12 protein-coding genes are annotated in these 11,728 nt (G+C 61.2%); 7 read left to right on the top strand and 5 right to left on the bottom strand.

Annotated features, from left to right (window positions below; all coding sequences use genetic code 11):
• Positions 1-91: 91 nt before the first annotated feature.
• Positions 92-490, bottom strand: a complete 399-nt coding sequence (merR, locus tag T18_RS25960; RefSeq protein WP_003089120.1) for an Hg(II)-responsive transcriptional regulator — start codon at positions 488-490, stop codon at positions 92-94.
• Positions 491-564: 74 nt separating this feature from the next.
• On the opposite strand from merR, the gene T18_RS25955 reads away from it, so the two are divergent.
• The 3 genes from T18_RS25955 to T18_RS25945 are packed head-to-tail and all read left to right on the top strand — an operon-like array spanning position 565 to position 1,423.
• On the top strand, positions 565-915 hold the full coding sequence (locus tag T18_RS25955) for a mercuric transporter MerT family protein (protein ID WP_003089115.1): 351 nt from the start codon (positions 565-567) through the stop codon (positions 913-915).
• A 12-nt stretch (positions 916-927) separates the two neighbouring features.
• Positions 928-1,203, top strand: a complete 276-nt coding sequence (merP, locus tag T18_RS25950; protein WP_003150552.1) for a mercury resistance system periplasmic binding protein MerP — start codon at positions 928-930, stop codon at positions 1,201-1,203.
• Positions 1,204-1,210: 7 nt separating this feature from the next.
• A complete protein-coding gene (locus T18_RS25945) occupies positions 1,211-1,423 on the top strand; it encodes a GDCCVxC domain-containing (seleno)protein (protein WP_003089113.1) in 213 nt (70 codons plus the stop codon).
• 12 nt (positions 1,424-1,435) lie between these two features.
• Here T18_RS25945 and T18_RS25940 read toward each other — a convergent pair whose 3' ends face one another.
• The 4 genes from T18_RS25940 to T18_RS25925 form a co-directional block, all read right to left on the bottom strand.
• Positions 1,436-4,429, bottom strand: coding sequence for a Tn3 family transposase (locus T18_RS25940; RefSeq protein WP_003299771.1), 2,994 nt, complete (start codon positions 4,427-4,429; stop codon positions 1,436-1,438).
• A 3-nt stretch (positions 4,430-4,432) separates the two neighbouring features.
• Positions 4,433-4,843: a putative toxin-antitoxin system toxin component, PIN family gene (locus T18_RS25935; protein WP_003150546.1), complete on the bottom strand. Its 411-nt coding sequence runs from the start codon at positions 4,841-4,843 to the stop codon at positions 4,433-4,435.
• Positions 4,843-5,082, bottom strand: coding sequence for a ribbon-helix-helix domain-containing protein (locus T18_RS25930; protein ID WP_003089107.1), 240 nt, complete (start codon positions 5,080-5,082; stop codon positions 4,843-4,845). The genes T18_RS25935 and T18_RS25930 overlap by 1 nt, the downstream gene beginning before the upstream one ends.
• A gap of 145 nt (positions 5,083-5,227) precedes the next feature.
• Entirely contained in the window at positions 5,228-8,113 is a 2,886-nt protein-coding gene (locus tag T18_RS25925; protein WP_001138082.1) for a Tn3 family transposase, read from the bottom strand.
• A 125-nt stretch (positions 8,114-8,238) separates the two neighbouring features.
• Between T18_RS25925 and T18_RS25920 the strand changes: the two genes are divergently transcribed.
• From T18_RS25920 to T18_RS25900, 4 genes are all read left to right on the top strand, one after another.
• Entirely contained in the window at positions 8,239-8,853 is a 615-nt protein-coding gene (locus T18_RS25920) for a recombinase family protein (RefSeq protein WP_000904906.1), read from the top strand.
• 65 nt (positions 8,854-8,918) lie between these two features.
• Positions 8,919-9,722, top strand: a complete 804-nt coding sequence (aph(3'')-Ib, locus tag T18_RS25915) for an aminoglycoside O-phosphotransferase APH(3'')-Ib (RefSeq protein WP_001082319.1) — start codon at positions 8,919-8,921, stop codon at positions 9,720-9,722.
• Positions 9,722-10,558 (top strand): aminoglycoside O-phosphotransferase APH(6)-Id, encoded by an 837-nt coding sequence (locus T18_RS25910; RefSeq protein WP_000480968.1) that lies wholly within the window; start codon positions 9,722-9,724, stop codon positions 10,556-10,558. The genes aph(3'')-Ib and T18_RS25910 overlap by 1 nt, the downstream gene beginning before the upstream one ends.
• A 200-nt stretch (positions 10,559-10,758) precedes the next feature.
• Positions 10,759-11,688, top strand: coding sequence for a recombinase family protein (locus tag T18_RS25900; RefSeq protein WP_003150544.1), 930 nt, complete (start codon positions 10,759-10,761; stop codon positions 11,686-11,688).
• Positions 11,689-11,728 lie beyond the last annotated feature (40 nt).

Below are 11,728 nucleotides of genomic sequence, written 5' to 3'. Positions count from 1 at the left end.
GGGGTTTGGGGAGCAATGGAACCAAAAACCAACGTAAGCTCTGAATCCCACCGTAAAGGGGCTTTCCGATCTCCAGCTCACCCGCCAGGCATTACTCTCTGATCAGTGCCTCGATGATCGGGCAGATCGTTCCGCCGTCTCCCGCATCACATTGCTGCACCAGTTCGCCTAACAGTTGCTGCATGACGACCAAGTCGGCCATCTTCTGCTCGATCAACGCGAGCTTGCGTGCAGCCCGTGCTCGCGTTTCGGCACAGGCGCACGACTCATCCAGCGTCAGCAGTCCACCGACTTCCGAGAGCGTGAAACCCAGCGCCTGAGCCCGCTTGATGAAACGCAGTCGCTTCACCATGTCCACCGGATAGCGCCGATGGCCACCCAAGGGTTTGGCTGGTTCATCCAGCAGCCCGCGTCGCTGGTAGTAGCGGATCGTCTCGACGTTCACCCCGGCGGCGTCTGCCAGCTTGCCAATGGTCAGCTCTGTGGCCATCACTTTCTCCTTGATTCCGTACTTTGGTACGGAGTTTAGAATAGCACCTAGGCAATCAGGCTCAGGAGATGGGAATGGGGATGCAACTCACCGGGAAAGGCTCGCTGGTCGCGAGTTCGCTGACCGCCATCGGTGCGTCGGTGTGCTGTGTCGGGCCACTGGTGCTGTTGGCACTCGGTGTCGGCGGTACGTGGGTGGGCGCTCTGACCATGATGGAGCCACTACGCCCCCTCTTCATCGGGTTGACTCTACTGTTCCTGGGATTGGCATTCCGCAAGCTCTACCTGGTGCCACAGGTTTGTACGCCAGGTACACCCTGCGCCGATCCGCGCACGCTCGTGCGACAGCGACTCGTGTTCTGGATCGTCAGCGTGCTGCTGCTCGGCCTATTGGCCGTGCCGTGGCTCGCCCCGCTGTTCTACTGAAGGAGATTAACCATGCGCAAACTGCTGATCGCCGTGCTTTTCGCCTTGCCCTTCGTGGCGCTGGCGGCTCCCCCGAAAACCGTCACGCTCGACGTGCAGAACATGACGTGCGGACTCTGTCCGATCACGGTCAAGAAGTCGCTGGAGAAGGTGTCCGGCGTGAGTGACGTCCAGGTCAATTTCGACCAGAAGACGGCGACCGTCACCTACGATCCCGATAAGGCCCAGCCCGAGGCACTGACTGAGGCGACCGCGAACGCGGGATACCCCTCCACAGTGCAGAAGTGAGGTCACGATGAGCGCCATTGTCCTTGAGTCCGTGCTGACTTGCCCGCGCTGCGGCTTCGCCAAGCCGGAAACCATGCCCACGGACGCCTGCCAGTTCTATTACGAGTGCAGCAACTGCAAGGCGCTGCTGCGCCCCAACCCAGGGGATTGCTGCGTTTTCTGTTCGTTCGGCTCGGTGAAGTGCCCGCCGATCCAGCAGCAGCTTGGGTGTTGCTCATAGCGTTTAGGGGGATCACAGGTCGTCGTCTGGATTACGCAGTGGCCGCAGCTCGCCGCGCGCAACTTCTTCCGGTACCGCAAAGGAATACCGCCCGAGCATGTTGATGTGCTCGTAGATCAGCGGCGATAGCCGGGCCAAATCCTCTTCCAGCACTGGATAGCCGTGCTGCTTGAGCCGTTCCACGGCCGCCGTCATGTAGAGGGTGTTCCACAGCACGATGATGTTCACCACCAGGCCCAGAGCACCGAGCTGGTCTTCCTGGCCTTCGCGGTAGCGCTGGCGGAGCTCGCCGCGTTTGCCGTGGAACACGGCGCGGGCCAGGCTGTGCCGGCCTTCGCCTCGGTTCAACTGGGTCAGGGTGGCGCGGCGCTTGGACTCGTCGTCGATATAGGTCAACGTGTGCAGAGTCTTTTCGATCCGCCCGAATTCGGCCAGCGCCTGGGCCAGCCGGGTGGGTCTATCTCCCGTTTGCAGCGTGCGCATGATGCCAGTCGCCGGCACCCGGCCGAGTTTGAGCGAGCCGGCCAGGCGCAGCAGGTCGTCCCAGTGCTCGGCGATCAGGTCGAGTTTGACCGACTGGCGGGCCAGCCCGTTGAGCTTGCCGTAGTCCGCGTCCGGGCGCGTGCGCCAGAAGCGGGTACCGCCGACATCGGCCAGCCGCGGACTGAAGTGGTAGCCAAGTAGGCGGAAGAGCCCGAACACCACATCGCTGTAGGCCCCGGTGTCGGTCATGATTTGCGTCGGCTGCAACTCGGTCTGCTGTTCCAGCACGACCGCCAGCAACACCAGGCTGTCGCGCAGCGTGCCGGGCACGGTGATGGCGTTGAGGCCGGAGAATTGGTCGGAAATCAGGTTGTACCAGGTGACACCCCGGCCGGTGCCGAAATACTTCGGATTGGGGCCGGCATGCACGGTGCGCACCGGTACGACGAAGCGCATGCCATCGGCGGAGGCGACCTCGCCGCCACCCCAGACTTGGGCCAGTTCCAGTTGGCTTTGCGCTCCGACCAGGATGGCGTTAGCCGCTGACAGGGTGTCGTCGCGGATATAATTCTGGCTGACCCAGGACAGCCGGTCACGGCGCAGCGCCGGGTTGTCGGTGCGGATCAAGGGCTCCAGGCCGGTGTTGCAGGCCCCGCCCAACAGCACCGCGCAGAGGCTGGTGACCAGGTTGTCGGCGCGTGCATTGCGTTCGGAGACATGGGTGAAGGCCTCGGAAAAGCCAGTGCGGGCGGCGATTTCCAAGAGGATTTCCGGCAGATCGACACGCGGCATCAGGTCAGACACGGCCGCCCGCAGTTGCAGCAACGAGCAGGGCTCGTCCAGCTTGTCCAGCGCCCCGAGCGACAGTTCGGTCTTGCCCTCGGTGTTCTCGCTCAGTTGAATCGCCGGGTTGTCGGGCAGGCGCGCGGCTACTGCCAGCCAGGTTGCATCCAGCTCGACGGACAAGGCGTCCAGGGTGGTTTTGGCGTCGATGGTCAGGCCCAGTGACCGGCAGATGATCGGTCGCGCCGCCAGCCATTCGGCACCGTCGAGCAGGCCAAGGCGCGGGTCGGCATAGCGCCAACTGGGCGAGACGAAGACATCGCGGCGGCGCAGGGCCGTGCGCAGCGCATCGAGCGTGCAGAACACATAGGCACCCATGTCGAGGGAGCCATCTTCGCGGGTGATGTGCTTCTGCCAAGCCTTGGCCACGATCTCCTGCGGCGCGTCATCCTCTGGCTTCCGGCGCGGCAGGTTCAGTTGCAGCCACTCCAGACTAGCCGCCACGCCCTTGCCGGCCGGGCTGAAGCCGAAGCGGATGTGCTTGAGCAGGTCGGGCAGGAAGCGGCGCACGCTGCGGTAGCGCGCTTCCAATGCAAGAAAATAGACGTCATCTACCGGGCGGATCAGCGCGTTGACCTCTTCCAGGGCCTTTTCCAGGGTGGTCCTCGGCAGGTCGTTGAACAGCCGGGCGCGCACGTTGTCATCGCTGATCGAGCTGTCCAGCACGACCTTGCACGCGGCGGCGAGCGTCGCGGCCGACCGATCCAGGTCTTTCAGGCTGCGCATGCGGGCTTTCTTGTCGGCCTTCTCCGCGTTGCTGAACAGGTCGCGCAGCAAGGCCTCCAGGACTTCCAGTGCGTCGTCGTGCGCAGTCGCCTCCAGGCAGAGTGCGAAGGCCACCAGTGTCGCCATCCGCCGCGACGCCGGCAGCCGATTAATCGCGGTGACCTTGGCCGTGTTGGCGAAGCGGGCCAGGGCGGCGATACGGCTGGGAGGGATGTGCGCCGCCGCCGGCAAGGTGATGCCGATGCCGCGCACGTCATCGAGCCGGCGCAGTGCCCGAATCAACGCGGGGCCACTGACCATGACCGGGCCGGAGCGCAATTGATCCAGCCGGGAGCTGCGGTTGCCTTCGGCCACCGTCAGCAAGTCTTGCAGTTGCAATCGCTGTTCCTCAGTCACGCTGCGGCCCAGCGTAAACCAGAGGCGTTCTTCGACCCGACTGCGCAACTGGGCGATAAAGCGCTCTAGTTGAGACACACCAGGCAGGAGGACTTTCTGTGTGAACAGCCACGAGGTGGCTCGCTCAAACAGCACTCCCGGCCGGTCGGTGCCCGTCCAGCAGAGGGCATACAGCCAGCGGCTCAAGCGAAAGCCGATGCCCGGATCGGTGAAATGACGATAGCCAAAGCGGTTCTGAATATCGGTGGCATGTATCCAGCGGCGATGATCGCTATAGCGCTGGAGGCAGTCGGGGTCTGGAATCGCCAGTTGTCGGCAAAGCACCTGCAGGACTTCCACCGGCACGGCGGCGGGCTTGTCCGGCAGAACGCCAACGAAGCGGACGGTGGTCAGCAGAACGGCATAACCCAGACGGTTATGGTTACCCCGCAGCACCTGGATGGCTTCACGGTCTTCATCGCTCAGGTGGAAGTAACGTTCCAGCTCTTCACGGCTGGGCGAATCAACATAGCGGCCAAAACCGTCGCGTTGCTCTTGAGTCAGAAAACCGACCGGCATTGATCACAGCACCTCGACGCAGAACACGGCGGGCGTGACGATCCGCGTGCGTTCGATGTGCCCGCGTTGCAGCAGGCCGGCGCGGCGATCACCGGTTACCAGGTAGTCCGCATCGCCCGCCAAGGCCATGGCCAGCAAAAACGAGTCATCCGGATCATCGGCTTCGACCTCGATGGTCAGGCGCTCCAGTACCACAGCCCGTTGCAGGTTATTGATCATGGCGCCCACCTTGGCGGGCTGTAGGATGGCCTGAAGCTTGGGATAGCGGCTGGCTCGACGAATTTCATCGAGTTGCATCCGCGAGGTCACCACCTCGAAACGCGCCGCCCGCCAGGCACGGTAGATCGCATCGGGCGCGCCATGTGGCGAGATCAGGGCGCTGAACAGGATGTTGGTATCCAACACGACCCGCATCAGCGCTTACGTGCCCAGTCGAGCGCTTCGTCAACCGCGTTGGTCAATTCTGCCTCACTCAGATGGGCGTTAGCGGCCTTGGCCTGCTCAGCGCTCAGCTCCAGGATGTGTGCCCGTACCGCTTCTTCGATGAAGCGCGACAGGTCGCCCTTACGGCCGCCGCCCTGGCTGGCCAGAAACATCCGAAGCGACTGGTCGGTGTCGGCCGAGACGGCGACATTCCAGCGAATGGTATTCATAGCGTTCTCCGCTAATAGGTGTTTGTGTGTTTATACGCCAATCACAAAGGGCGATGCAATGGTTCGACAAAACGAAGGTTTTGCCGAACTCTATCGAGGAATGGCTCGGTTGGGGGTCGTTTGCGGGAGGGGGCGGAATCCTACGCTAAGGCTTTGGCCAGCGATATTCTCCGGTGAGATTGATGTGTTCCCATCCGAGCGGCGAAACATGGGCCAAGAGATCGGGCGATAGCAGCTTTCCATCGCGTTTCTGGTTTGCAACGACCTCGCCGAGCTTCATGGTGTTCCAGAAGATGATGATGGCGGCGAGCAGATTCATGCCGGCGATGCGGTAATGCTGGCCTTCGGCGGAACGGTCGCGGATTTCACCGCGGCGGTGGAAGCTGATTGCCCGCTTCAGCGCATGATGAGCTTCGCCTTTGTTGAGCCCGATCTGGGCACGCCGTTGGAGTTCGGCATCCAGAATCCAGTCGATCATGAACAGGGTGCGCTCGACGCGACCGACTTCCCGCAGGGCTGTCGCGAGCTCGTTCTGCCGCGGATAGGAGGCGAGTTTCCGCAGAATCTGGCTTGGCGCGACGGTCCCGGCAGCAATGGTGGCGGCGATGCGCAGGATGTCGGGCCAATTGCGCTCGATCATGGCTTGGTTGACCTTTCCGCCGATCAACGCTCGCAGGTGCGCCGGGGCGGCCGACGGATTGAACGCGTAGAGCCGTTTGGATGGCAGGTCGCGGATGCGCGGAGCGAACCGGTAGCCGAGAATGGCACATGCGGCAAAGACGTGATCGGTGAAGCCGCCCGTGTCGGTGAACTGCTCGCGGATATGGCGTCCAGCATCGTTCATCAGCAGGCCATCGAGGATGTAAGGCGCTTCGCTTGCCGTTGCAGGAATCACCTGGGTTGCGAACGGCGCATATTGGTCGGAGACGTGGCTATAGGCTTTCAGGCCCGGGGTATTGCCATATTTCGCGTTGACCAGGTTCATGGCCTCACCTTGCTCTGTAGCGACGAAGAACTGTCCGTCGCTCGAAGCCGACGTGCCCATGCCCCAGAACCGGGCCATGGGTAACGCTGCCTGTGCCTCGACCACCATGGCCAGCGCCCGGTCATAGGCTTCGCCCTCGACATGCCACCGTCCAATGCGGATCAATTCCCAGAAGGTGTGGGTGTTTGTCGCATCCGCCATTTTGCGCAAGCCGAGGTTGATCCCTTCCGCCAAGATAACGTTCATTAGCCCGATCCGGTCAGCGCAGGGTGCTCCTGTGCGCAGATGGGTGAACGCTTCGGTGAAGCCGGTCGCCGCATCCACCTCCAGCAGGAGATCGGTGATGCGCGTGGGCGGGATCTGCTTGTAGAGATCGAGCACCAGATCTTCGGCGCCTGTCGGCGCGGCGGCTTCGAGTTTCTCGATATGCAGAACGCCGTTTTCAATCGACCCGCCCGGGATCGTGCCTGCGCGAGCGGCACGGCCAAGCTCGCGCAACCGCATGTCGAGGCGAGCTTGCCGGTCTGCCAGCCATTCCTCCGGCCGCAATGGCACAGCGAGACGACCGCCTTCCGCGATGGATTGTGCCGGAACGAGTGCGTGTTTCAGATCGCCATAGCGCCGGGACCTAGTAAGCCAGACATCTCCGGAGCGGAACGCATCGCGCAGATGGAACAGCACCGCGATCTCCCATAGGCGAGCGTCGCCAGCCCTCTGGGCCCGAAGGTGGCGATGCCATTTCGAGCTGGGCCGCAAGAAGCTGGTCATCGCGGCATCGTTCAAACCGGTACGAAGGGCCGTCACCGCTTCCAGAAGCGGCAGTGCAACGGGCGCAGCTCGCAGATCGAGCAGGCGCAACATGCGTGGAGCGTATCGGCGGAAGCGGTGATAACCGTCGAGCACATGATTGAGCGGATCGTCGGCCATGGTGGCGGTCAGCCTGGTTGCCATTGCAACAAGGGTTTTTAAGCCGTCCCACCCTGACCCACTCGCGATGACATCGCCCAGCGGCTGGCCATCATCCTGTGCATCGACCAGGGCGCCCCCGATCTCGGCGAAGGATTTCAGGGTGTCACGCACCACCCCCGCTTCGTCTGCGACCTTTGCATGGCAAATACGCTCCGAAGCACGGTAGAGACGGCCGACGATCCGGTCGTGGGTTTCGACCACTGCGTCGGCCAACATCGCCTGCCATTCCGAGACGCAAACAGCCAAGATCGCAAGCCGCCTGTCCTCCGGGAGATCGCGCATGCCGTCGGCATAATACCGTTCACCCTGCCTGCGCAGACGAGTCACCCGATGGGCAGGAACGCCGGCAAGCAGATCCTCGGGGAGATCGATGCGTTGCAGATATTCGAGCCGGTCGAGCAGCCGGTTGGCCGACGAAGAGTTCGAGCCAGGCTCGAACTGGCGCAGCCACACAAAACGGGTCACCCGATCATCAGCCGTCTCCTCGAGCAATGCCAGCAACTGTTCTCGGATCGACATAGGCAGCCGACTGGCGATCCTCGTCTCGATGCGTCGCTCGGCATCGACGAGAGCCGCGGCACAAAGCCGCTCGATCGTGGATGTCGCGGGAAGGACAGTGCGGGTGCGTCGGCACTCGGCTACGAAGCGACGGGCGATATCCTCGTTCGACACCGCCATCTCGGCTTCTCGGAACAACCATTCCTTCAGCTCGCTCGCACCACGTCCGGAGAAGGTGCGGAAGCCGTAGAGCCCCCGTAACTCGGCAAGATGCTCGTGCCGTGTTTCCTCGCGGGCAGCATAGTCTACGAGATCGTCGGCACCCAGGCCAAGCTGCGCTCCGATAAATTCGATGACCTCTGCAGGGATCAGTTCGCCTGGAGCCAGCACCCGGCCGGGATAGCGCAGGACACACAATTGCAGGGCGAAGCCGAACCTGTTGTGAGCGCGCCGACGCAGCCTGATATGCCCAAGGTCTTCATCACTCAGCGTATAGTGCTTGAGCAAATCCGTCTGTGAAGTCGGCAAGCGCAACAGCGCGTCTTTCTGCCGATCGGTTAGAGTGACGCGACGCGGCATACATGTTCCTTTTTCAAAATCTGATAGCGTTCAAGACGCTTTGTTTATGAAGCTGGTTGAGATACATTTCCAGAGGTCAATGCAATCGTGGCCGAAGCGCCGCCTCAAACCAACGTTTGTGATACATGCTGATCGGATATGCCCGCGTCTCCAAAGCCGATGGCTCGCAGTCTCTCGACCTGCAGCACGACGCCTTGCGCGCCGCAGGTGTCGAACGGGACAATATCTATGATGATCTTGCTTCCGGCGGTCGTGATGATCGCCCTGGCTTGACTGCCTGCCTCAAGTCATTGCGTGACGGCGATGTGCTGGTGGTCTGGAAGCTCGATCGCCTCGGACGATCGCTTGCCCATCTGGTCAACACGGTGAAGGAGCTGTCAGACCGCAAGATCGGCCTGCGGGTTCTGACTGGAAAGGGCGCTCAGATCGACACCACGACTGCGTCCGGTCGCATGGTGTTCGGAATCTTCGCCACCTTGGCCGAGTTCGAGCGGGATCTGATCCGAGAGCGCACCATGGCGGGTCTCGCCTCCGCGAGAGCGCGCGGTCGCAAGGGCGGACGAAAATTCGCGCTCACCAAAGCTCAGGTGCGTCTCGCGCAAGCCGCCATGGCCCAGCGCGATACTTCAGTTTCCGATCTCTGCAAGGAACTCGGCATCGAGCGCGTCACTCTCTACCGATATGTCGGTCCCAAAGGCGAGCTCAGAGACCATGGAAAGCATGTTCTCGGACTTACGTAGCAACTCGTTTCTTTTCGCAGGTTGAGCCACCTCCGCGCTTCATCAGAAAACTGAAGGAACCTCCATTGAATCGAACTAATATTTTTTTTGGTGAATCGCATTCTGACTGGTTGCCTGTCAGAGGCGGAGAATCTGGTGATTTTGTTTTTCGACGTGGTGACGGGCATGCCTTCGCGAAAATCGCACCTGCTTCCCGCCGCGGTGAGCTCGCTGGAGAGCGTGACCGCCTCATTTGGCTCAAAGGTCGAGGTGTGGCTTGCCCCGAGGTGATCAACTGGCAGGAGGAACAGGAGGGTGCATGCTTGGTGATAACGGCAATTCCGGGAGTACCGGCGGCTGATCTGTCTGGAGCGGATTTGCTCAAAGCGTGGCCGTCAATGGGGCAGCAACTTGGCGCTGTTCACAGCCTATCGGTTGATCAATGTCCGTTTGAGCGCAGGCTGTCGCGAATGTTCGGACGCGCCGTTGATGTGGTGTCCCGCAATGCCGTCAATCCCGACTTCTTACCGGACGAGGACAAGAGTACGCCGCAGCTCGATCTTTTGGCTCGTGTCGAACGAGAGCTACCGGTGCGGCTCGACCAAGAGCGCACCGATATGGTTGTTTGCCATGGTGATCCCTGCATGCCGAACTTCATGGTGGACCCTAAAACTCTTCAATGCACGGGTCTGATCGACCTTGGGCGGCTCGGAACAGCAGATCGCTATGCCGATTTGGCACTCATGATTGCTAACGCCGAAGAGAACTGGGCAGCGCCAGATGAAGCAGAGCGCGCCTTCGCTGTCCTATTCAATGTATTGGGGATCGAAGCCCCCGACCGCGAACGCCTTGCCTTCTATCTGCGATTGGACCCTCTGACTTGGGGTTGATGTTCATGCCGCCTGTTTTTCCTGCTCATTGGCACGTTTCGCAACCTGTTCTCATTGCGGACACCTTTTCCAGCCTCGTTTGGAAAGTTTCATTGCCAGACGGGACTCCTGCAATCGTCAAGGGATTGAAACCTATAGAAGACATTGCTGATGAACTGCGCGGGGCCGACTATCTGGTATGGCGCAATGGGAGGGGAGCAGTCCGGTTGCTCGGTCGTGAGAACAATCTGATGTTGCTCGAATATGCCGGGGAGCGAATGCTCTCTCACATCGTTGCCGAGCACGGCGACTACCAGGCGACCGAAATTGCAGCGGAACTAATGGCGAAGCTGTATGCCGCATCTGAGGAACCCCTGCCTTCTGCCCTTCTCCCGATCCGGGATCGCTTTGCAGCTTTGTTTCAGCGGGCGCGCGATGATCAAAACGCAGGTTGTCAAACTGACTACGTCCACGCGGCGATTATAGCCGATCAAATGATGAGCAATGCCTCGGAACTGCGTGGGCTACATGGCGATCTGCATCATGAAAACATCATGTTCTCCAGTCGCGGCTGGCTGGTGATAGATCCCGTCGGTCTGGTCGGTGAAGTGGGCTTTGGCGCCGCCAATATGTTCTACGATCCGGCTGACAGAGACGACCTTTGTCTCGATCCTAGACGCATTGCACAGATGGCGGACGCATTCTCTCGTGCGCTGGACGTCGATCCGCGTCGCCTGCTCGACCAGGCGTACGCTTATGGGTGCCTTTCCGCAGCTTGGAACGCGGATGGAGAAGAGGAGCAACGCGATCTAGCTATCGCGGCCGCGATCAAGCAGGTGCGACAGACGTCATACTAGATATCAAGCGACTTCTCCTATCCCCTGGGAACACATCAATCTTACCGGAGAATATCGTTGGCCAAAGCCTTAGCGTAGGATTTCGCCCTCTCCCGCAAACGACCCCGGTTCGTTAAGCTCCCCGCGCTACGGTTCAAATAACTGGTACGCTTAATCAAAGTTCAACTATTACTAACGTAGTCGAGTAAACAGTACTTTTGATGAAGATCGGTTATGCGCGAGTGAGCACTCGGGATCAGAAAGCCGACCTACAAGTCGATGCCCTGAAACAGGCCGGGTGCGAACGCATCTACCAAGACATCGCCAGCGGCGCGAAAAGCGCCCGGCCGGAGTTGGACAAACTGCTGGCCAACGTGCGGCCGGGTGATGCCGTGGTGATCTGGAAGCTGGATCGCCTTGGGCGTTCCCTCAAGCACCTGGTCGAGTTGGTCGGCGAGCTGGCAGAGCGCAAGGTCGGCTTACAGAGCCTGAATGACCCCATCGACACCACCCACGCCCAAGGCCGCCTGGTGTTCAACCTGTTCGCCTCGCTGGCGGAGTTCGAGCGCGAGCTGATCCGCGAGCGGACTCAGGCGGGTCTGTCGGCCGCACGGGCGCGTGGCCGGATCGGTGGCCGTCCCAAGGGCCTGCCAGCCAAGGCTGAGGCCACCGCCATGGCGGCCGAAACCCTCTACCGCGAAGGTCGCCTGAGCGTCAGCGCGATCGGCGAGAAGCTGCACATCTCCAAGAGCACGCTGTACAGCTACCTGCGCCACCGTGGTGTCGAGATCGGCGCGTACCAGAAGAGCGCCAGGTCACGCGACCAGCAGCCTTCGGCCGCGTCGCCGGCAGAGCCGCCCGCCGCCGAGCGGGTGGCCACCGTCACCCTGCGCCTCGCGGTGGTGAATAACAGCAAGTTCGTGCGCGGCCGGAAGCGGGCCACGGAGAACATTGAGCGCTACTGCCTGGAGCCCTATGGCATGAAGCGGCTGGATGCCGGCCACTATGAGTTGACCATTCCGTATCGGAGCGACGATGAGCTGGACAAGAGCGTGCATGACCTGCTGACCGAGATCAGCCAGGAGGCCGACATGCGCAACTGTTTTGTCGAGATGGGCGCCTGGGAAGAAGACACCGAAAAGCGTTGGTAGGGCTTACGTTGGTTTTTGGTTCCATTGCTCCCCAAACCCC

It is taken from the genome of Rhizobium sp. TBD182, assembly GCF_001950375.1.
In the GTDB taxonomy this organism is placed as follows: Bacteria; Pseudomonadota; Alphaproteobacteria; order Rhizobiales; family Rhizobiaceae; genus Agrobacterium; species Agrobacterium tumefaciens.
This window is presented reverse-complemented; position numbering and strand designations above follow the sequence as displayed.